We start from the raw sequence: 20,154 nt of genomic DNA on the forward strand, positions 1-20,154 counted from the left end.
CGGCATCCGGAACGTCGAACGAACGCTTTCTCCGCTGACGACGTCGTCGGCCGCCACGCAGCGCAACACCGCGACCTTGGCTCGCCGGGGTGTCGCCTGCCGCGTCGTGGACCGACGTCCTGCGCCGACCCTAGACCTCCTCGGGGAGAGTGAGCATCCTGTTGAGGATCGGAACCAGCTGCTCCTCCTCGTAATCCAGGTGGGCCTCCAGTTCGGTGGCGAGCCGGTCGAGTTCCTCACCGATCCCCGTGCCGCCGTGGTCAAGGAGCCGCCTGATCCGCTTCAGGAGCCGGGCCACCACCCGGTGCTCCGCCTGGAGCCGGGTCAGGGTCTCGGCCAGTTCCACGTGCTCGGTCCCCAGATGGGGGAAAAGCGTGTTGTCCTCGCCCTCATGGTGGGCGTGGAGGGCGTCGCAGAACGTCAGGCAGTGCGAACGCAGGTCCGCCGCGTCCATCCGCGACGACCGCAGGTTCGCCAGGTCCCTGCGGAAGCCGTCGTGCAGTTTGATCAGCTCGTCACCCCACGCGACGATGCGCTGTTCGTCCGTCATACCAGTTCCTTCCGCGAGGGATTTCCGTAGGCGGCGGCGAAGAGTGCCGCCAGCAGGGCCGCTCCGGCCGCGACGCCGAAGGTCCACCCGGCGCCCCCGCTCGACAGCACCGCCGCCCCCACCGCCCCGGCCACACTGCTGCCCACGACCCTGACCAGCGCGTTCACCCCGCCGGCCGCCGCGGTCTTGGCGGGCTCCACGTGCTCGACGGCCATCGTTCCGAGCGCCGCGTAGCCGAGGCCGATTCCGAATCCCAGCAGTGTCGCCGCACCGTACAGGTCCGCGCTCGAAGACCTGGACACCGCCAGCCACAGGGCGGCGGCCATCACCAGGGCAGAGCCGCCCGCCACGAGGGTGGCTGCGGTGAAGCGACGCATCAAGGGGCCCGCGAGCACTGAGACGACGAGCATCAGCACCGTCGTCGGCAGCAGGTAGATCCCGGTCTGCAGCACTGAGGCCCCGAGTGCGCCCTGGGCCACTGCCGACACCGTCGTGATGGCGGCGAACAGGGCGAACCCCAGCAGGAACGACGCCACGGTCGCCCCCACCGTCCCCCGGTGCAGCAGCATGGGGATCTCGATCAGCGGCGACGCGGTACGGCGGGCGGTCGCGACCCACACCGCGGCCACCGCCACCGCCATGACGAACAGGCCCAGCGTCGGCGGCGAGGTCCAGCCCCAGGCCGCGCCCTTGCTGATGGCCAGCAGCAGGCAGACGAGCCACACCGCGACCAGCGCCGCCCCGATCAGGTCCGGCCGTCCGGATCCGCGCGCGGGCGCCTCCCGCACGACGGCCGCCACCAGGACGAAGCTCAGCGCGGCCAGCCCGGCCAGCGCCCAGAACACCGTCCGGTGGTTCCCGTCCAGCAGTCCGGCGAGGATCATGCCGCCGCCGCTCCCGACGCCGATGGTGGCGCTGAGCACCCCGATCGCGCTTGGCAGCCGGTGGCCGGGCACCACCTGCCTGACCAGGCCCATGGCCAGCGGGAGCAGCGGCGCGGCGGTGCCCTGCAGCACCCGGCCGACGATGAGCAGCGGCAGCGTGCCCGCCACGGCGCTGAGCGCCGAACCGGCGACGAGCAGCCCGAGGGCGACCAGTGACAGGGTGCGCCGACCGTACATGTCGCCGAGCCGCGACAGCAGCGGTATCGAGACCGCGCCGGACAGCAGCCCGGCGGTGAGCGTCCACGAGACAGTGGTGGACGGGGCGTGGAGCTGCCGTTCGAGGCCCGGCAGCAGGGGCACGAGGACGGTCATCTGGAGGGTTCCCACGGCCACCGCGAACGCGAGCACCGCTACGACCGCTGAGTTTTTATACACGTATAGAAAGTAGCATGGCAGGATGCCGACGCGTACAGGAAGACCGCCCAAGATCTCCCGGGCGGAGATCGTGGCCGCCGCCCTCCGGGTGATCGAGGAAGACGGGGTGGGCGCGCTCACCATGCGCAGGCTGGCCAGGGAGGTCGGCAGCACGGCGATGGCGATCTACCACCACGTGCGTGACAAGGAGGAACTGCTCCTGCTGCTGCTCGACGACTACGCGGCCGGGATCCCCCGGCCCGAACTGCCGGAGGAGCCGCGCGAGCGCGTGGTGGCCGCAGCCATGGCGATGCACGAGGCGGTGTCCGGGTGCCCATGGGTCGTGGACGTGCTCAGGGCCGATGACCTGATGTCGGTGGGCGCGCTGTGGTATCCGGAGCGGATCGTCGATGCCGCCGTACGCGCAGGGCTGACCACGGAGGAGGCCGTGGACGTGTACCGGATCATCTGGCACTACACGATGGGCGAGATCGGCGGCCGGGCGGTGGCGCGCAGGCGGCGGGAAGAGGAGAGGAGCACCTACCGGGAGCGGGTGTTCGCCGAGCTGGATGCCGAAGAATTCCCCCGGCTGAGCGAGGTGGCCGGGCGATGGGAGGAGCTGACCGCCCGCGACACCTACGCCAAAGGCGTGCGTGCCCTCGTGAAAGGGCTTCTCCCGTAGAAGCGGTCGCCGCCAGGGCAGCGAGCCGCGGGTGCGGCGCTCCAGCGCCCGGCGTGGCCGTCACTCGCCTGGCACGCGGCGCTCCGGCGCGGAGATCGGGGTGATGGTCACCTTGAGCGGCGGGTCATGAGGACGGCGAGGACCGCCAGCGCCAGCCAGGCCGACGTGAGCCCGATCAGCCAGGACCAGCCCGCGTGCCCGTACACGACGCCGCCCGCCGTGCCGCCGAGGCCGCTGCCCAGGTAGTAGCAGAGGGTGTAGACGCCGGCCGCGCGGCCCCGGGCGCTCGGGGGCGCCTCGGCGGCGACCCAGGCGTTGGCGATGGCGTGCGCGGCGAAGAATCCGGCGGTCAGTACGGCGAACCCGGTCACGATGAGCGGCAGCGACGGGTGCGCGGTGAGCACGGAGCCCGCCGCCGTCACGGCCAGGGCCGTGGCCAGCGCCTTCGTCCAGCCCAGCCGGGCCGCCAGGCGTCCGGCGGCGGCCGAGGAGGCGGTGCCCATGGCGTAGGAGAGGAAGACGAGGGAGGCGGCGGCGGGGGCGAGCGACAGGGGAGGGGCGGCCAGGCGGAACCCGGCGGCGTTGTAGAGCGCCACGAACGCCCCCGTGGCCAGCGTCCCCACGGCGAACGGCCCGACCAGCCCGGCCCCGAGCCGAGCCCTCCGGACGGGCCCAGCACTCGGCGACCCGCGCCCAGAGGTCTGCGATCCGGACCCCGGGGCGTGGTCGCGCGGGAGCGTGAGGGCCGCGAACAGCGCGCACAGCAGGGACAGCACCGCCACGGCCAGCAGCGCGCCGTGCCACCCCATCGGCCCGGCGGCGAACCCGGCGCCGAGCCGGCCCAGCATCCCGCCGACCGAGTTCCCCGCGATCATCGCCCCCACCGCGGCGGGCAGCCGTGCCGTACCGACCGCGTCGGCCAGGTACGCCGCCGCGACCCCGGCGAACCCCGCGACCGCCACCCCCTGCACCGCCCGCATCACCAGCAGCACGGGGAAGGACGGGGCCAACGGCAGCAGGAGCCCGATGATCACCGAGGCCAGCACCGACCAGACGATCACCCTGCGCCGCCCCACCCGCCCGGCGAGCCACGCCACCGGCAGCACGGCCACGGCCAGCGCCCCGGTGGCCACGCCGATGGTCAGCGAGGCGCTGCCCGGATCCAGCCGGAACCCGGCGGCGAGCTGCGGCAGCACGGGCTGCGGCGCGTACAGGAGGGCGAACGACGACACCCCGGCGGCGGCCACAGCCGCACTGACCCGCCGCGTGTCACGAACCGGAGGAGCCTCGAGAACCACCACGCCTGCAACGCTAAGCAAGGCTAATAAATACGTCTAATGCAGTAATGGGCGATAATTCATACCGTGATGGATGAATCGGCTGACGAGCGGCTGGCGGCTCGGCTGGCGCCCGCGCTGGCCCTGCTGGCCGCCGTGGGTGAGACGGGTCACGTGACGCGCGCCGCCGAGCTGCTCGGCATCCCGCAGCCCACGGCCAGCCGCCGCCTCGCCGCGCTCGCGGACCTGGTCGGCGCCCCGCTCGTCGTACCCTCCGGCCGCGGCATCCGCCTCACCCGGGCGGGCCGCACCCTGGCCGGCGCCTCCGCCCGCGCCCTCACCACGATGGCCGCCGCCGCCCGCGAGGTCCGCGAGGAGATCGACCCGGCCTCGGGCCGCGTCGTCCTGGGCTTCCTCCACCTCCTGGGCCGCACCCTCGTGCCGTCCCTCATCGGCGGCTTCCGCGAGCACCACCCCGGCATCCGCTTCAGCCTGGTGCAGGGCTCGCGCCACGACATGATCGAGGAGCTCCGCGAGGGCCGCATCGACCTGGTGTTCGTCGCCCCGATGCCCGTGGACGCCCCCGACCTCGCCGGCGCGCGCCTCGCCGACCAGGAGCTGGTGCTGTCCGTGCCGCCGTCCCACCGGCTCGCGGCGCGGGCGCGGGTGCGGGCGGCGGAGCTGGCGGGGGAGGAGCTGGTGACGCTGGAGCCGGGGTACGGCCTGCGCCAGATCACCGACGACCTGTGCGCGGCGGCGGGGTTCGAGCCGAGGATCGCGTTCGAGGGCCAGGAGACGGAGACCGTACGCGGGCTGGTGGCGGCCGGGCTCGGCGTCGCCGTCCTGCCCCGCTCCACCCACCCCGCGGCGGACGCGGCCGCGGCCGGCGTGGTGGAGATCCCGCTGTCCCCGCCGCTGTACCGGACCATCGGGGTGAGCTGGCTCCAGGACGCGCGCCTTCCGCCGGCCGTACGGGCCTTCCGGGACCATGCCCGCGCCGGCACCACCGCCCTGGGCCCGGGCTTCCGCCCCGCCACCCCCTGAACCCCGTCAGACTGGTGGCCATGAATCATGATGGCGATGCCGGCGTGCCGGGTTCGTTGGCGAGGGTGCTCGCGGACGTGACCGCCGAGCGGGTGGCCCAGGACGTGCGGTGGGGCATGCAGCTCCTGCCCGACGGCACCGGGCACGAGGGGACGGCGGCCGAGTCCGGCCGGGCCAGGTCCGAGACGGAGGCGGCGGCCGAGGCCGGGACGCTGACGTGGCGGCACGTCCTGGCGGAGGAGGTGCTGGAGGCGTTCGCGGAGTCGGACCCGGAGCGGTTGCGCGCCGAGCTGGTCCAGGTGGCCGCCGTCGCCGTCAAATGGGCCCAGGCCCTCGACCGCCGCGCACCCCTCACTCCCGATCGAGGGCTGCCGAGGGAACGCTTCCGGGCGATCGTCGACGTGCACGTGCTCCTCCTCCGCGACTCCACGGTGCTGCTCGGCAGGCGGGCCGGCACCGGGTACGGCGACGGGCTGTGGCATCTGCCCTCAGGTCACCTCGAAGCGGGCGAGTCGGCGACCGAGGCGGCCGTCAGGGAGGCGGGCGAGGAGGTCGGCGTGACGATCGATCCGGACGACCTCAGGTTCGTCCACGTCATGCACCGGGCCCCGGAACGCGTCGGCCTCTTCTTCGCCGCCGACACGTGGACCGGCGAGCCGTACAACGCGGAACCGGACAAATGCTCTGAGATCGCCTGGTGGCCCTTGGACGGCCTGCCCCGCGACATGGTCGGCTACCCGGCGGCGGCCATCGCCAACGTCGTGAACAGCGTGCCCTACGCCCTGCACGAATGGTCTACACATCGATAATGGGCCGTACGTAGCAGGTGGCAGATTGTTGGCCCAGTCGGCCTGCAAATCCTTCGACGTGGCTCAGAAAGCACTACACAGCCTTGACGTAGCCAAAGGTCCGCTGTTGAACTCGGAGGTGTTGAGGGGGAGGTCCGGGATGTCCATCGACTACTCCGAGCGCATACCCAACAACGTCCACCTCGCGGAGGACCGCCGGCTGCGGCGGGCGCTGGAGTCGTGGCAGCCGCGCTTCCTGCAGTGGTGGTCGGAGATGGGTCCCGCGCTGCCCACCCAGGACGTCTACCTCCGCACGGCCGTCGCGGTCGGCCGCGAGGGGTGGGCGCATTTCGATCACGTGGCGCTGCCGGACTACCGTTGGGGCATCTTCCTCGCCGAACGCGACACCGACCGGCGCATCGCGTTCGGGCAGAACAAGGGGCGGCCCGTCTGGCAGCAGGTGCCCGGCGAGCACCGGGCGGACCTGCAGCGGCTCATCGTCATCCAGGGCGACACCGAGCCGGCCAGCGTCGAGCAGCAGCGGCGGCTCGGCCTCACCGCCCCCTCCCTCTACGACCTGCGCAACCTCTTCCAGGTGAACGTGGAGGAGGGGCGGCACCTGTGGGCCATGGTCTACCTGCTGCACGCCTACTTCGGCCGGTCCGGGCGGGAGGAGGCCGAAGCGCTCCTGCTGCGCAACTCGGGCAGTGAGGACTCTCCGCGCATCCTGGGCGCCTTCAACGAGGAGACGCCGGACTGGCTGTCGTTCTACATGTTCACGTACTTCACCGACCGGGACGGGAAATACCAGCTCGGCACCCTGAAGGAGTCGGCGTTCGACCCGCTGAGCCGTACCTGCGAGTTCATGCTCAAGGAGGAGGCCCACCACATGTTCGTGGGGACCACGGGCGTGGACCGGGTGGTGGAGCGTACGGCGCAGCTGATGCGCGAACACGACACCGACGACGTCTGGGAGCACGGCGGCATCCCGCTCGACGTCCTCCAGAAGTACATCAACTTCCACTACAGCGTCAGCCTCGACCTCTTCGGCGGCGAGACCTCCACCAACGTGGCCAACTACTTCACCGCCGGGCTCAAGGGACGGTGGCAGGAGGAGCGGCGCAAGGACGACCACCTGCTCACCGAGGCGGTCGCCGTCGTGCAGCGGGTCGAGGCGGGGCGGCTGGCCGACGTCGAGCTGCCCGCGCTCACCGCGCTCAACGCCGACCTGCGCGGCGAGTACGTCGCCGACTGCGCCACCGGCGTCAACCGGTGGAACCGGATCCTCACCGACCGCGGTCTCGACGCCGTTCTCCACCTACCGCACCTGGGGTTCAACCGGCGGGTGGGCATGTTCGGCGGGCACCACATCTCGCCGCACGGGCGCCTTCTGGATGAGCCGGCCTGGGAGGCGTCCCGCGACCGGTGGCTGCCGACGGCCGAGGACAAGACGCGCGTCCAGGCGCTGATGCGCCCCGTCTACGAGCCGGGGAAGATCGCGGCCTGGGTGGCGCCGCCCCGCAACGGCATCAACGGCCGTCCGTTCGACTACGAGTACGTCCACCTGTGACAGGCCCCTCGGGAGCGGATCTTGCGGGGAGTGGAGGCGTGACCTGGCCCACAGGGTGTTATCTTGCCTGCGTGGCGGGCGTGGATGGGGAGGACGGGCTGACAGAGGCCTTTCTGCGCGAGCCGCGGCGCTATACCAGCCACCAGGTGGCCTACATGGCAGGGGTGCCGGTCTATCGCGCGCGGCGTTACTGGCGTGCTCTGGGGTTCGCGAACGTGGCCGACGACGCGGTCGAGTTCACCGACTCCGACGTGGAGGCGCTCAGGACGATGCTCGAGCTGGTCAGCTCGGGCGTCTACGACGAGGAGCACATGCTGCTGGTCGCGCGCTCGATCGGCAGCGCGACGACCCGGCTGGCGGAGTCGCAGGCCGAGCTGGGCGTCGAGGCGCTCGACCAGGCCGGGGTGCCGCTGGCCGAACGCCCGCGGGCCTGGCGCCGGCGGGCCGAGCGGGTGGTGCCCGACCTGGCGCGCCTGCTGGTCTACGGCTGGCAGCGCCAGCTCGCCGCCGCCGCGGGGCGCATCGCCGAGCAGGACATGAGCGCCGTACGCCTGGCCGTCGGCTTCGCCGACCTGGTCGCGTTCACCCGGCTGAGCAGGCAGATCACGGGGAGCGAGCTGTCCAGGCTGATCGACAGGTTCGAGGGGCGCTCGGCCGACATCGTGACCTCCACCGGCGGGCGGGTGGTCAAGACGCTGGGTGACTCGGTGCTGTTCGTGGCCGACCAGTCGCACATCGTGGCCGAGATCGCGCTGCGGCTGGTGGAGACGCACGCGAAGATCAAGGACATGCCGGAGCTGCGGGTGGGGCTGGCGGCGGGGCCGGTGATCTGGCGCATGGGGGACGTCTTCGGCACCACGGTCAACCTCGCCAGCCGGCTCACGGCGCTGTCGCTGCCGGGGACGATCCTGGCGGATCCGCAGTTCGCCGAGGAGCTGGAGGGGGACCGGGCGTTCCGGCTGCGGCCGGTCAACCGGCTGTCGGTCCGCGGGCTCGGCGAACTGGCCCCGTTCACGGTCACCCGCGCCGGCTCCTGACCCACCACCCCGAACCCCGTCACCTCCGCTGAACCGCTGCGCACGGCACGGGCGCGACGGGTGCAGGCGCCGCCGACCGGCGTCCCGGCGGCGTGCCGACCGTGGCGAGGTGGGCCGTCGGGGGCGGCGGTGGCGTGGTCGGGCCGGTGGCGGAGTGCTGAGGCGCTGGGGCGTTCCGGACGGTGGCCGAGGCCGGGCGGTGGGATCGGGTGAGTGATCCCGGTCATTGTCGGGGGTGGGCAACCTGGGGTTGCGGTCGATGCGTCACTACCGGCGACAGGCTCCCACGAGAGGCGAATCAAGTTGGCCGATAGGGCGATATTTCAGGACTTCGTGGTGGCGAGGTCGGATCGGCTGTTACGCACGGCGTACCTGCTGACCCACGACTGGGCCACCGCGGAGGACCTGCTGCAGGAGGCGCTGGCCAAGGCGTGGTTCGCCTGGCCGGGCATCGACGAGCCCGAGGCGTACGTGCGCCGGGTCCTGGTGACCACGTACACGTCCTGGTGGCGCCGCAGGTGGCGCAGGGAGCTGCCCAGCGGGGACCTGCCGGAGGCTCCCGCGTACGACGACGCGGGCCGGGGCGACGAGCTGTGGCAGGCGGTCGGACGGCTGCCCGCCAGGCAGCGCGCGGTGATCGTGCTGCGCTTCTACGAGGACCTGCCGGTGGCCGAGGTGGCCGCGATCCTGGGCTGCCAGGAGGGCACGGTCAAGAGCCAGACGGCCAAGGCGCTGGCCAAGCTGCGAGTGGACGAGTCGATCGTGAAGGAGCTGCACCGATGACCGTGCAAGACCTGCGTGACGTCCTGCGCGAGCGGGCCGAGGCCCCCTCGCCGGGCAACCCGAACCGGCACGACCAGGTCCGCTCCCGCATCCGCAGGACCCGCCTGCGCAGGCGGGCGACGGCGGGCACGGCGGCGGTGGCGGCCGTGGCGGCGAGTGCCGTAGTGGGCGTCTCCTTGCTTCCCGGTACGGCGACCGCACCGGGACCCGGCACGACCGCCACGGCAAGGACCGAACAGGACAAGCCCGCCGGACTGCCCGAGGAGTTCACCGCCGGCGACGGCACCGCGTACCGCCGCCTGGCCGTCGGCACGATCAAGAAGGAGGGCGCGAAGAAGGTCTCGCTCACGGTGCCGGTCTCCGGCAAGCCGCTGGACGTGGCCATGACGTGCGACGGCGAGGACACCGTCAACACGCCCCGCGTCTCCGTGAACGGCAACGCCGACACCGGCGCCCAGGTCCTGCCGTGCGGGAAGGCGATGGAGCTGCGCCCGCTGTCCCTGGTCCGGCGCGGCGCGACGGAGGCCACGGTCACGTTCGACACGACCGTCGTCGCCCGGGGCTGTGTCCGGCGGAAGAAGGACGGGCCGTGCGTGACTCCCAAGCCGAAGGAGGCCACCTGGAACGTGGCCGTCTATGAGTGGACGCCGCCCGCCCGGCCGGTCGTGCCCGAGCCGGTCAAGGACTTCCCCGACCGGGTGGACGGGTGGAAGCTGGCCGGTTCGGCGACGGGCGTGTCGGATCGGGACTCGTCGTTCACCCTCGTGGTCAAGAGCGCGAGCGGAAGGATCGGCATGGACCAGCTCTGCACGGGTGATCTGGCCGCGCGGATGTGGTTCAAGATCCGGGTCAACGGCACCGACGCCCCGATGGTCGGCGGCTGCAACGTCTGGAAGAGCGGTGACTACCCCATGGCCGTGAACGTGTACGACGTCCCCAAGGGCAGCCGGGTGACGATCACCGGAAAGATCGGCTTCTGGGGGGATTACACCAACCGCCCGGTGCGATGGTCGGTGGGCGTGTACGTAAAGTAGATCGCGTGACGGAACGGGCAGCCTTCGAGGGCAGGCTGGTGGACGCCGACGCGCGCCTCATGTGGCAGGCGCGCTACGGCCACTTCACCGCCATGCAGGTCAGGGATCGCCGGGTGCGGGGGCTCGACCTGCACATCGCCCGGCTGGAGGCGGCCAACGCCGAGCTGTTCGGGGTCCCGGTCGACCGCGCCGCCGTGCTCGGCTCCGTCGCGGCCGTGCTCGGCGACGACGTGCGGGACGCGAGCGTACGCGTGTCCGTGGTGGAGTTCGCCGACGGCCCGCGCGTCATCGCCGTCGCCGCCCCGCCCCACGAGCCGCCTGCCGGCCCGGTGGGTGTCAAGTCGGTCGTCGGCCAGCGCTACCTGCCGCACATCAAGCAGGCGTCCGGCATGATGCAGGCCCACATCGGGCGGCAGGCCGAGCGCGAGGGCTTCGACGAGGCGCTGCTCACCGCCGAGGACGGCCTGATCAGCGAGGGCTCGATCACCAACGTGGGCGGCTTCGCCGGCGGGCGCCTGGTCTGGCCGGACGCGCCGATGCTGCGCGGGATCACGATGCAGCTGCTGGAGCGGATGGACGTCCCGCAGGAGCGGCGGCCGTTGAAGGTCGCCGACCTGCAGGGCCTCGACCAGGTCTTCCTCTGCAACTCCTGGGGCGTCTGGCCGGTCGGCGGGGTGGACGGCATCCCGCTGCCCCAGGACGACACGCTGATGGCGAGCGTTCTCGAGCATTACGACCGTATTGCGTGGGATCCACTGGACTGACCTCTTTGTCAGGTACGATCGCCGATCATCGTTCTGCGATCGCAAGGGAAGTCCGCATGACGACTCGCCGCCACGCCATTGGTGATCTCCTCCGTCGCTCCGCCGCCCGCCACCCGGCCAAGACCGCCGTCGTCTACGGCGACCTGCGGCAGAGCTACGCCGACCTCGACCTGGCGGTGAACCGCACGGCCAACGCCCTGGCCGCGCGCGGCGTCGGCAAGGGCGACCGGTTCGCCGTCTTCAGCCACAACAACCACGCGTTCGTGGTGGCGTACTTCGCGCTGGCGCGGCTGGGCGCGATCTCCGTGCCGATCAACTTCATGCTGGGCACGGCGGAGGTCGCGTACATCCTGGAGCATTCCGGCGCGACCGGGATCCTCGTGGAGGAGGCGCTGCTGCCGGTGGCCGCGGCGGCGGCCGGGCCGCAGGTACGGGTGCGCGGCGTGATCGGATCGGCCGACGGCTGGGAGTCGTTCAAGGAGTGGGCGGCCTTCGACGACGCGTCGGAGCCGCAGGCGGAGATCGCCGACGACGACCCGATCCAGCTCATGTACACCAGCGGCACCGAGTCGCGGCCCAAGGGCGCCACGCTGTCCAGTCGCAGCCTGATCGCCCAGTACGTCACCTGCGTCGTGGACGGCGAGATGAGCCACCACGACGTCGAGATCCACGCCCTCCCGCTCTACCACTGCGCCCAGCTGCACTGCTTCCTGACGCCCGGCGTCTACCTCGGCGCCACCAACATCATCCTGCCCGGCGCCACCCCCGCGTCGATCCTGGCCACCATCGAGGGCGAGCGCGCCACCAAGCTCTTCTGCCCGCCCACCGTCTGGATCGGCCTGCTGCGCCACCCCGACTTCGACCGCCGCGACCTGTCGTCCCTGCGCAAGGGCTACTACGGCGCCTCGATCATGCCCGTCGAGGTGCTGAAGGAGATCGCCGCCCGCCTGCCGGACGTCCGCCTGTTCAACTTCTACGGCCAGACGGAGATGGCCCCGGTCGCCACCATCCTGGGCCCGGAGGAGCAGCTCACCCGCCTCGGCTCGGCCGGCAGGGCAGCCCTCAACGTCGAGACCAGGGTCGTCGACGACCAGGACAGGCCCGTGCCGCCCGGCGTGGTCGGCGAGATCGTCCACCGCAGCCCGCACGCCATGCTCGGCTACTGGAACGACCCGGACAAGACCGCCGAGGCGTTCAGGGGCGGCTGGTTCCACAGCGGCGACCTGGGCGTCATGGACGCCGACGGCTACCTGTCCGTGGTGGACAGGAAGAAGGACATGATCAAGTCGGGCGGCGAGAACGTCGCGAGCCGCGAGGTGGAGGAGGCCATCTACCAGCACCCGGAGGTGGCGGAGGCGGCCGTGTTCGGGGTGCCGGACGACACGTGGATCGAGGCGGTCACGGCCGCGGTGGTGCTGCGCGAAGGGGGCGGGGCGACGGAGCAGGAGCTGATCGCGTTCCTGCGGGAGCGGCTGGCGGCGTTCAAGACGCCCAAGCGGGTGGTGTTCGTGGACGCCCTGCCCAAGAACGCCTCCGGCAAGGTGCTCAAGCGGGAGCTGCGCGAGGCGTTCTGATCGCCCGCTTGCGTCAGCTCGGCGATTAGCGGGCATTCACTCTCGGTGACGAACTCCTCCTCAGACCCTGGGGCGCTCCTCCGCCTCGACCGAGAGAGACCGCATGCCGAGTTTGCCGGAGATCATGCACCGTACGTTCTTCCGTACCCTGTCCCTGCTGTCTCCGGCGGGGCAGGCGGTGCTCCTGCGCTACGTCTTCGACTGGCTGCACCGGACCCCTGACCCGTGGAGCCTCGCCACGGACAGTTACGAGCAGGACAAGTACCGGACCACGCTCCAGCACCTGCCCGCCCGGCCGTACCGGCGGATCATCGACGTCGGGTGCAGCGAGGGCGTGTTCACGCACGCTCTCGCGGTGACGTACCCGGACGCGGAGATCATCGGGGTGGACGTGTCGGAGCGGGCCCTGGCGCGGGCGCGCGAGCGGGTGCCGCAGGACGGGCGGGTGCGCTTCATCCGGGCGGACATCCTCACCCACCGCCCCGACCAGCGCTTCGACCTGGTGTTCTGCTCCGAGACCCTTTACTACCTGGGCCGCCACGAGCGGCTGCGGCGGGCGTCGGCGCAGCTCAGCGAGCTGCTGGTGCCCGACGGGGTGCTCGTGGCGGTCCACCCGTGGCCCGAGGCCGGCCGGCTGCACCATTACCTCGACTCGCACGCGGCGCTGTCACGGCTGACCGAGCAGGTCTACACGGCCACGTCGCGCCCGTTCGCCATCACCGTCTACGGGACGAAACCGGCGCCGCCGCCCTCCTAGCCGCCAGGCTTGCCCAGGAGGTCGGCGGCGATCTGGCGGATGACCACGCGCTGGATCTTGCCGGTCGCCGTCTTCGGCAGCTCGTCCAGCACCAGGACCTCGCGCGGCCGCTTGAAGGAGGCCAGGCCCTCCCGGCAGAAGCCGATCAGCTCGCCGGCATCCACCGCGCGGCCCGGGGCGGACACCACGCAGGCCACCGGCTTCTCCAGCCCGTCCTCGTCGATGTACGCCACGACGGCGCACTCGCCCACCGACTCGTGCTGGAGCAGCCGGGCCTCGACCTCCATCGGCGACACCCAGATGCCGCCGGCCTTGATCATGTCGTTGGAGCGGCCGAGGCACTGGTAGAAGCCGTCCTCGCCTCTGATGTAGGTGTCGCCGGTACGCAGCCACTCGCCCTGGAACACCTGCCGGGTGGTCGCCGTGCGGCACCAGTAGCCGGTGGCCACCGACTCGCCCCGGACGTACAGGTGGCCCGGCTCCCCGTCCTTGACGGGCGCGCCGGAGTCGTCGAGCAGCTTGGCCTCGTAGCCGGGCACGACCGTGCCCGAGCTGCCCGGGCGTACCCGGCCCGGGTGGTTGGAGATGAAGATGTGCAGCGCCTCCGTCGAGCCGAGGCCGTCGATGATGTCCACCCCGAAGCGCTCGGTGAAGCGGCGGTGGATCTCGGCGGGCAGTGCCTCGCCTGCGGAGACGGCCAGCCGTACGGACTGGAAGGCGCCGGCGGGGATGTCGGCGGCGAGCAGCGCCGCGAAGAACGTCGGGCCCGCGAAGAACAGCGTCGGCCGCTCCTCGATCACCCTGGCGACCACGCCCGCGGGGGTGGGCCGCGCCGGGTCGAGGACCGCCGTGGCGCCCGCGGCCAGGGGGAAGAACATGGAGTTGCCGATGCCGTACGCGAAGAACAGCCGCGCGACCGAGAAGCACCGGTCGTCGGGGCGGATGCCGAGGACCTGCCGCCCGTACCCCTCGTAGACCTCCTGGATGGCGCCGTGCCGGTGCATGGCCGCTTTGGGGGCGCCGGTGGTGCCGGAGGTGTAGAGCCAGAGGGCGGGGGAGTCGCGCCAGGCGTCGTACGGGAGGCCCGCCGCCCTGCCCGACTCCAGGACGTCGGACCACAGGCACACCGGCGTTTCCTCCTCGGCCGGCGGCGGGTCGATGAGGACGAGCACCGCCACGTCGGGCGTGCTCCGCACCGCCTCGCGCACGGTCGGCGCGAACTCGGGGGTGGCCACGACGACCCTCGCCCGCGAGTCCCGGACCAGGGTGGCGAGCTCGGTGGGGTTGTACATGGTGGAGACCGGTACGGCGACCGCGCCCATGCGCATGACGGCCAGGACGGTGATCGCGGTCTCCGGGCGGTCGGACATGACGAGCAGGACCCGCTCCTCGGGGCGGACGCCCATCGTGCGTAAGCCGGCCGCGAACCTGGCCACGTGGTCGGCCAGCTGCGCGTAGGTCAGCGTGCCCGCGGGGCCGGTGACGGCGATGCGATCGCCGTGGCCCGCTTCGACCTGGCGGTCCACGAGAAAGACGCTGGCGTTGAACGACTCGGACGACATGGGCGTCCCCATCCGCAGGCGCGTGTACGTAGGGAAATCTTCTACACAGGAGGGATGTGGCGTCAATGACATGTAGTGCGGGGAAACCGGGCGGCGGCGAAGCGGGCGATGCCGTCGACGGCGCGCCAGGTGGCCCTCCGCTTGCCGGTGGTCCCCAACCCCCGCCGGCACGGCCCTCGCGGTTGGCTAATCTGATCAATAGAGGGTGAGGAGGGACCGATGACTGTCTCGATCGCGGTGGCAGCCCTGATGTTGCTCACGGTTGCCGCGATCGCTGTCCGTTCGGCGTGGTCACTGTTATTCCGCAAGGCTCCCGTGCCCAGGCGTCGGGCCCGGGGCCGCCACCTGCCGTACTACGGTCCGATGGATAACGCCGGTCAGTCCCCCATGCCCGGCGCGGACGGTATCGGCTGCGACCCAGGGAGCTCGGGCAGCACTGGCGACTGATTCCGCGAAGCAGAAGGTGCAGGTCCAGGGGGTAGTGAGGCCACAGAGACCTCAGGGAACCCAAGGCTTATCCTTGGTGGAAGGAGCGGCGGCCCTCTGCGGCGGGGTGGTCTGGGTGGGCCGCCGGCGTGGCGGCGCCGCCGGTGGCGATGGTCATGGCGTCTCTAGCCGTAGCAGGCGTCGTACAGGACGCCGCCGCGGCTGAGCAGGAAGACGTGCGTGTAGGTGATCTCGGGGGAGTCCTCGATGATGACGCCCTCGCTGAGCTGCGACTCGAAGACGTCGCGGACGAGGTCGCCGACTCTGGACCAGGACCAGCGGTCTTCCGAGTCCGCCTGATCAGCCCACACGGCGGCGGTGGTGTCGCCCACCAGGGCGGCCGGGAAGAAGTCCCCGCCGGCGCGCGGCTGGACGAGGGCGGTCCCCAGGCCGACGTTCACCTGCTCCTCGGGCGGGGCGCCGGCATCGCGCCAGTGTGGGCCGGCGGCGTCGGTGACGTGGGCGTATAGCGGCTGCCCGAAGGCGGTGATGAAGGCGCAGACCTGTGGAGCCTTGTCATCGGCGTTCTGGACGGCCGTCACGCCGGCGGTGCCGCCGCTCGGAACCGGCGGCTTTTCGAGGTTGATCCATCGGGTCTCGCCCGTGTCGGAGACACACTGCCACACGTTTCCGTCGCCACCGTTCATGTAGACGTGCAGGAGCCCGTGGCCGGTCGCTCGGTCGGTGACGGCCACCACGCCGATCTTCCCGCTGAGGCCGACGTCCTCGGGGTGGCGCAGGTTGGCCCACTGCCAGCGGTGCTGAGTGGCGTTCCACCAGCCGGCCCACAGATTGGTGTCCTGGCCGCGTACGACCACGAACGGCTGGGCGCTGGCGCCGGGGACCAGTGCGAGGGAGACCGCGCCGATGCCTTCTGTGAGGGTCGTGCCAGGTGGCGTGCCCAGAGCCGTGGGGACCCACCTGATGCCATCCCACCAGTACAGCTGCAGTTGCCTGTCAAGCAGGACGAAGATATAGGGGCGGGTGCCCCGGCTGTCGTCGTCGACGGCGACGACGCCCACCGGTTGGTCGGCCGCGCCTTTCACGTGGGTCCACTTCCACACGCCGGGACCGAGCGGTGCGACCATATACAGGTGGCCGTCGGTGCTCTTGACGACGGCGACCGGCGAGGGGATGGGGGCGAACGTGGAATTGAGCATTCTGATCGCGCCGAGCATTTCGGCGATCGCCCTGGAGTCCGGCTGGCCGACCTTCTCCAGGTGCCACCGCCGCCGGATCGGCACGTCCTGGTGCATGTCCTGCGCCTGTGTGTTCTGCCGGCCGTCGTTGGTTGTCATGGTCCGTCCCGTTCTGATGGATTCGATGCACGTACCATCGCTCGCCCGGATCGCCGAACTCTCACAAACCGATACACGCTCTATCGACGCTGATCGAAGTACTTTGGCGGGTGCGAAAACATGCACCTATCGACCTGTCATGGGGTGCCCGGGCAGGCGTACCGCGACAACGTGCGGTGGCAGCCGCCACGATGGACGGCCGCCGGCGCCCACCTGAAGAGGGGGAACTTCCGGCGGCTCAGGTCTCGCGCGGCGACCCTTCCACACGCTGCGAGCCTGGAGACGCCCGCCTGGGATGTCAGGGCCGTTCAGTGGCGATCGCGAGATCGCGCAGCCAGACGACGGGGTGGTGTGCGGGCGGCAGCGGGGGATCAGTCGAGGAGGGCGCTGAGGGCGGGGCGTTCGGGAGCGGGGATGTAGCCGGCGTAATAGTCGTACATCGCCTTCTTCGACAGCCGGGCGGCCAGCGGGCCGTCACCGGCGCGCATGGCGGCCAGCACCTCCTCGTGGTGCCGGATGCTCTGCCGCATCAGCGCCTCCCGGTCGGGCGCGTCGGCGATCTTCTCCGAGATCAGCTTGAGCACGATCGAACGGACCACGTCCGTGCAGATCTGGATGAGCTTGTTGCCGCTCGCCCGCGCCACCACGTCATGGAAGGCCACGTCGGCCTCGCCGAACGTGTCCTGCCCCGTCTCCACGGCGGTCCGCATGTGTGCGACGGCCGACTCCATCTCGGCGAACTGCGCGTCGGTGCGCAGCCGGGCCGCCAGCAGGATCGCCGACGAGTCGAGCACCATCCTGAACTGCACCAGCTCGGCCAGCGACAGCTCCTCCACCCTGGCCAGCGTGGTCATCGACTTGTGCAGCGTGGCGGGCGAGAACGGCAGCACCTCCGCCCCGTTGGGGTCGCCGGGTCGTGACCGCACCAGGCCGCGCGCCTGCAGCACCCGCAGCGCCTCGCGCACGGTGGACCGGCTGACCGAGAACTGCACCATGAGCTCCCGCTCGCTCGGCAGCCGCTCGCCCGGCGAGAGGGAGCCGCTCTCGATGGCCTCCTCGACCTGCTCCACCACCCGCTCATAGGCGCGTACGGCACGTACCGGCTCGAACCTCGGACCACCCATGAAAGCCCCCTTGACCCGAGCCGCCGCCGACTGGCAATGTGCGTAGCCTACTGGTCCGACCAGTGCACTAGCCAGGAGGCAGTAACACATGAGGCGAATCGGAATCTGGATCGCCGCCGGCGGTCTCCTGCTGGGCACGGCCGCCTGCGGCGGCACCTCCAGCGGCGGCGGCAGTGCGGGCACCCCCAAGACCCAGGCCCTTTCCGTGGGATTCGTGGCCGAGCCCGCGAACCTCGACTTCACCTCGACGGAGGGCGCCGCCATTCCGCAGGCGCTGCTCGTCAACGTCTACGAGGGCCTGGTCAAGCTCGACCAGGACGGCAAGATCGTGCCGCTGCTCGCCGAGAAGTGGGAGGTCTCGCCCGACCGCAAGACCTACACGTTCAGCCTGCGCAAGGACGTCAAGTTCAGCAGCGGAGCGCCGTTCACGGCCGACGACGTGGCGTTCTCGCTCGACCGGGTCAAGACGGACTGGAAGCTCAAGATCAAGGCGCAGCTCGACGTCGTCGACAAGGTGGAGAAGAAGGACGACTCCACCGCCGTCGTCACGCTCAAGAAGCCGAGCAACGGCTTCCTCTACTCGATGGCCACCAGGCTCGGCGCCATGTTCAGCCGCACCGGGATCGCCGACCTGGCCAACAAGCCCGTCGGCACCGGCCCGTACACGCTCGGCTCGTGGCGGCGCGGCGACTCCATCCAGCTCAACGCGAACGCCTCCTACTGGGGCACCAAGCCGCCGCTGTCGTCGATCACGCTGAAGTACTTCAAGGACGCCACGGCGATGAACAACGCGCTGCTGACCGGCGGCATCGACGTCATCTCCGCCGTGCAGGCGCCCGAGTCGCTGCAGCAGTTCGCCGACCCCAACCGCTTCCAGACGGTCGAGGGCACCACGAACGGCGAGGTCGTGCTGTCGATGAACAACAGCCGCCCGCCCTTCAACGACAAGAAGGCCAGGCAGGCTGTCCGCTACGCGATCGACCACAAGGCGCTGCTGGAGACCGCCTGGGCCGGGCGCGGCCAGCTGATCGGCTCGATGGTGCCGCCCACCGACCCCTGGTACGAGGACCGCACCGGCGACTACCCGTACGACCCGGCCAAGGCCAAGGAACTGCTCGGCGGCAAGACGCTCAACGTCAAGATGCGCATCCCCAACCTGCCGTACGCGGTGGCGAGCGCCCAGGTCGTCAAGTCGCAGCTCGCGCAGGTCGGCATCACCGCCGACATCGAGCCCCTGGAGTTCCCGGCCCGCTGGCTGGACGTGGTGTTCAAGCAGGGCGACTACGACCTGTCCATCATCAACCACGTCGAACCTCGCGACATGGGCATATTCGCCGACAAGTCGTACTACTTCCGCTACGACAACCCCGAGTTCGGCAAGCTCCTCGCCTCCGCCGACGAGGGCACCGAGCAGCAGCAGACCGACGACCTGAAGAAGGCCGCCAAGCTGCTGTCCGACGACGCGGCCGCCGACTGGCTCTTCCTCTTCCCCAACCTGATCGTGGCGAAGAAGGGCGTCACCGGGCTGCCGAAGAACGCCATCGCGGAGTCCTTCGACTTCACCGCGCTCTCCAAGCAGCAGTGACGCTTTACCTGGTCAAACGCCTGGCGGTGCTCGTCGCGAGCACCGCCGTGGCGGGCGTGGCGGTGTTCGCGTTCATGGCGCTGCTGCCCGGCGACCCGGCGGAGGTCGCGCTCGGCGTGAACGCCACGCCCGACGCGGTGGCGGCGCTGCGCAAGCAGTTCGGCACCGACCGGCCGCCCGTCGTGCAGTTCTTCGACTGGTTCGGCGGGCTCCTGCACGGCGACTTCGGCACCTCGTACGTGACCAGCTCGCCCATCGGCCCGCAGATCAGCGACCGGCTCGGCGTCACGGCCGTGCTGGTGCTCGGCGGGATGCTGGTGGCGCTGGTCATCGCGGTGCCGCTCGGCACGTTCGCGGCCGTGCACCACCGCAACCCGCTCGGGGCGGCCATCAGCGCGCTCAGCCAGGTCGGCATCGCGATCCCGGCGTTCCTTGCGGGCATCCTGCTGGTGTTCGTGTTCGCGGTGCAGGCCCAGGCGCTGCCGTCCGGCGGCTACGTGCCGATCGTGGAGGACCCGGCGCAGTGGCTGCTCAGCCTGCTGCTGCCGTGGTTGTCGCTCGGCCTCGTGCAGGGCGCGGTCCTGACCCGGTACGTGCGCAGCGCCGTGCTCGACGTGATGCGCGAGGACTACCTGCGCACGGCCCGGGCCAAGGGCCGGGGCAGCACCGGAGCCCTGTGGCGGCACGGCCTGCGCAACGCCTCGATCCCCGTCGTCACCGTGCTCGGCCTGCAACTGGCCACGCTGCTGATCGGCGCGGTCGTGGTCGAGCGGGTCTTCGTCATCCCCGGGCTCGGCGACCTGCTGCTCAACGGCGTCGCCGGGCGTGACCTGCTGCTCGTCCAAGGTGTGGTGATGGTGCTGGTGGCGGCCGTCCTGCTGATCAACTTCGTGGTGGACGTGGCCTACCGCGTGCTCGATCCGAGGCTGCGATGAGGGGCC

General features: G+C 71.2%; 18 protein-coding genes. 12 read left to right on the forward strand and 6 right to left on the reverse strand.

Annotation, left to right across the window (positions count from 1 at the left end; all coding sequences use genetic code 11):
* Positions 1-130: 130 nt before the first annotated feature.
* Together AB0L65_RS25400 and AB0L65_RS25405 are read right to left on the reverse strand one after the other, a co-directional pair.
* Complete coding sequence (locus AB0L65_RS25400; RefSeq protein ID WP_364249442.1) at positions 131-550, reverse strand: hemerythrin domain-containing protein; 420 nt, start codon at positions 548-550, stop codon at positions 131-133.
* The gene (locus tag AB0L65_RS25405) at positions 547-1,869 is read right to left on the reverse strand and encodes an MFS transporter (RefSeq protein WP_364249444.1); all 1,323 of its coding nucleotides are present in this window, start codon (positions 1,867-1,869) and stop codon (positions 547-549) included. The genes AB0L65_RS25400 and AB0L65_RS25405 overlap by 4 nt, the downstream gene beginning before the upstream one ends.
* Before the next feature lie 22 nt (positions 1,870-1,891).
* Between AB0L65_RS25405 and AB0L65_RS25410 the strand changes: the two genes are divergently transcribed.
* Positions 1,892-2,530, forward strand: coding sequence for a helix-turn-helix domain-containing protein (locus tag AB0L65_RS25410; protein ID WP_364249446.1), 639 nt, complete (start codon positions 1,892-1,894; stop codon positions 2,528-2,530).
* Between the two features lie 107 nt (positions 2,531-2,637).
* Here AB0L65_RS25410 and AB0L65_RS25415 read toward each other — a convergent pair whose 3' ends face one another.
* Positions 2,638-3,831 carry an MFS transporter gene (locus tag AB0L65_RS25415; protein WP_364249448.1) on the reverse strand — a complete coding sequence of 398 codons (1,194 nt, stop codon included), beginning with the start codon at positions 3,829-3,831 and terminating at the stop codon, positions 2,638-2,640.
* A 66-nt stretch (positions 3,832-3,897) separates the two neighbouring features.
* Between AB0L65_RS25415 and AB0L65_RS25420 the strand changes: the two genes are divergently transcribed.
* From AB0L65_RS25420 to AB0L65_RS25460, 9 genes are all read left to right on the forward strand, one after another.
* Positions 3,898-4,851, forward strand: a complete 954-nt coding sequence (locus AB0L65_RS25420) for a LysR substrate-binding domain-containing protein (protein ID WP_364249815.1) — start codon at positions 3,898-3,900, stop codon at positions 4,849-4,851.
* 20 nt (positions 4,852-4,871) lie between these two features.
* Positions 4,872-5,660 carry an NUDIX domain-containing protein gene (locus AB0L65_RS25425; RefSeq protein ID WP_364249450.1) on the forward strand — a complete coding sequence of 263 codons (789 nt, stop codon included), beginning with the start codon at positions 4,872-4,874 and terminating at the stop codon, positions 5,658-5,660.
* A 139-nt stretch (positions 5,661-5,799) separates the two neighbouring features.
* Positions 5,800-7,209 (forward strand): benzoyl-CoA 2,3-epoxidase subunit BoxB, encoded by a 1,410-nt coding sequence (gene boxB / locus AB0L65_RS25430; protein ID WP_364249452.1) that lies wholly within the window; start codon positions 5,800-5,802, stop codon positions 7,207-7,209.
* A 71-nt stretch (positions 7,210-7,280) separates the two neighbouring features.
* Positions 7,281-8,246, forward strand: a complete 966-nt coding sequence (locus tag AB0L65_RS25435) for an adenylate/guanylate cyclase domain-containing protein (RefSeq protein WP_364249454.1) — start codon at positions 7,281-7,283, stop codon at positions 8,244-8,246.
* Positions 8,247-8,549: 303 nt separating this feature from the next.
* The gene (locus tag AB0L65_RS25440; RefSeq protein ID WP_355195879.1) at positions 8,550-9,029 is read left to right on the forward strand and encodes a SigE family RNA polymerase sigma factor; all 480 of its coding nucleotides are present in this window, start codon (positions 8,550-8,552) and stop codon (positions 9,027-9,029) included.
* The gene (locus AB0L65_RS25445; protein WP_364249456.1) at positions 9,026-10,063 is read left to right on the forward strand and encodes a hypothetical protein; all 1,038 of its coding nucleotides are present in this window, start codon (positions 9,026-9,028) and stop codon (positions 10,061-10,063) included. Before AB0L65_RS25440 ends, AB0L65_RS25445 begins: the two co-directional genes overlap by 4 nt.
* A 5-nt stretch (positions 10,064-10,068) precedes the next feature.
* On the forward strand, positions 10,069-10,827 hold the full coding sequence (locus AB0L65_RS25450; RefSeq protein ID WP_364249458.1) for an aminotransferase class IV: 759 nt from the start codon (positions 10,069-10,071) through the stop codon (positions 10,825-10,827).
* A gap of 56 nt (positions 10,828-10,883) precedes the next feature.
* Positions 10,884-12,401 (forward strand): acyl-CoA synthetase, encoded by a 1,518-nt coding sequence (locus tag AB0L65_RS25455; protein WP_364249460.1) that lies wholly within the window; start codon positions 10,884-10,886, stop codon positions 12,399-12,401.
* 103 nt (positions 12,402-12,504) lie between these two features.
* Positions 12,505-13,158: an SAM-dependent methyltransferase gene (locus tag AB0L65_RS25460; protein ID WP_364249462.1), complete on the forward strand. Its 654-nt coding sequence runs from the start codon at positions 12,505-12,507 to the stop codon at positions 13,156-13,158.
* Here AB0L65_RS25460 and AB0L65_RS25465 read toward each other — a convergent pair.
* From AB0L65_RS25465 to AB0L65_RS25475, 3 genes are all read right to left on the reverse strand, one after another.
* Positions 13,155-14,720: a benzoate-CoA ligase family protein gene (locus tag AB0L65_RS25465; protein ID WP_364249464.1), complete on the reverse strand. Its 1,566-nt coding sequence runs from the start codon at positions 14,718-14,720 to the stop codon at positions 13,155-13,157. The genes AB0L65_RS25460 and AB0L65_RS25465 overlap by 4 nt on opposite strands.
* Before the next feature lie 611 nt (positions 14,721-15,331).
* Positions 15,332-16,504 carry a hypothetical protein gene (locus tag AB0L65_RS25470; protein ID WP_364249466.1) on the reverse strand — a complete coding sequence of 391 codons (1,173 nt, stop codon included), beginning with the start codon at positions 16,502-16,504 and terminating at the stop codon, positions 15,332-15,334.
* Positions 16,505-16,875: 371 nt separating this feature from the next.
* Positions 16,876-17,628, reverse strand: a complete 753-nt coding sequence (locus AB0L65_RS25475; RefSeq protein ID WP_364249468.1) for a FadR/GntR family transcriptional regulator — start codon at positions 17,626-17,628, stop codon at positions 16,876-16,878.
* A gap of 88 nt (positions 17,629-17,716) precedes the next feature.
* Here AB0L65_RS25475 and AB0L65_RS25480 point away from each other — a divergent pair, with 88 nt between their 5' ends.
* Both AB0L65_RS25480 and AB0L65_RS25485 read left to right on the forward strand, forming a co-directional pair.
* Positions 17,717-19,213 carry an ABC transporter substrate-binding protein gene (locus AB0L65_RS25480; RefSeq protein WP_364249470.1) on the forward strand — a complete coding sequence of 499 codons (1,497 nt, stop codon included), beginning with the start codon at positions 17,717-17,719 and terminating at the stop codon, positions 19,211-19,213.
* Complete coding sequence (locus AB0L65_RS25485) at positions 19,210-20,148, forward strand: ABC transporter permease (RefSeq protein ID WP_364249472.1); 939 nt, start codon at positions 19,210-19,212, stop codon at positions 20,146-20,148. The genes AB0L65_RS25480 and AB0L65_RS25485 overlap by 4 nt, the downstream gene beginning before the upstream one ends.
* Positions 20,149-20,154 lie beyond the last annotated feature (6 nt).

Source organism: Nonomuraea sp. NPDC052116 (assembly GCF_040680035.1).
GTDB lineage: Bacteria > Actinomycetota > Actinomycetes > Streptosporangiales > Streptosporangiaceae > Nonomuraea > Nonomuraea angiospora_A.

Bases quoted from the DNA above. Each gene is read 5' to 3' on its own strand.
- AB0L65_RS25420 (WP_364249815.1), top strand. From the start codon at position 3,898: ATGGATGAATCGGCTGACGAGCGGCTGGCGGCTCGGCTGGCGCCCGCG.
- AB0L65_RS25470 (WP_364249466.1), bottom strand. From the start codon at position 16,504: ATGACAACCAACGACGGCCGGCAGAACACACAGGCGCAGGACATGCAC.
- AB0L65_RS25475 (WP_364249468.1), bottom strand. From the start codon at position 17,628: ATGGGTGGTCCGAGGTTCGAGCCGGTACGTGCCGTACGCGCCTATGAG.
- AB0L65_RS25445 (WP_364249456.1), top strand. From the start codon at position 9,026: ATGACCGTGCAAGACCTGCGTGACGTCCTGCGCGAGCGGGCCGAGGCC.
- AB0L65_RS25425 (WP_364249450.1), top strand. From the start codon at position 4,872: ATGAATCATGATGGCGATGCCGGCGTGCCGGGTTCGTTGGCGAGGGTG.
- AB0L65_RS25480 (WP_364249470.1), top strand. From the start codon at position 17,717: ATGAGGCGAATCGGAATCTGGATCGCCGCCGGCGGTCTCCTGCTGGGC.
- boxB (WP_364249452.1), top strand. From the start codon at position 5,800: ATGTCCATCGACTACTCCGAGCGCATACCCAACAACGTCCACCTCGCG.
- AB0L65_RS25460 (WP_364249462.1), top strand. From the start codon at position 12,505: ATGCCGAGTTTGCCGGAGATCATGCACCGTACGTTCTTCCGTACCCTG.
- AB0L65_RS25400 (WP_364249442.1), bottom strand. From the start codon at position 550: ATGACGGACGAACAGCGCATCGTCGCGTGGGGTGACGAGCTGATCAAA.
- AB0L65_RS25455 (WP_364249460.1), top strand. From the start codon at position 10,884: ATGACGACTCGCCGCCACGCCATTGGTGATCTCCTCCGTCGCTCCGCC.
- AB0L65_RS25465 (WP_364249464.1), bottom strand. From the start codon at position 14,720: ATGTCGTCCGAGTCGTTCAACGCCAGCGTCTTTCTCGTGGACCGCCAG.
- AB0L65_RS25410 (WP_364249446.1), top strand. From the start codon at position 1,892: ATGCCGACGCGTACAGGAAGACCGCCCAAGATCTCCCGGGCGGAGATC.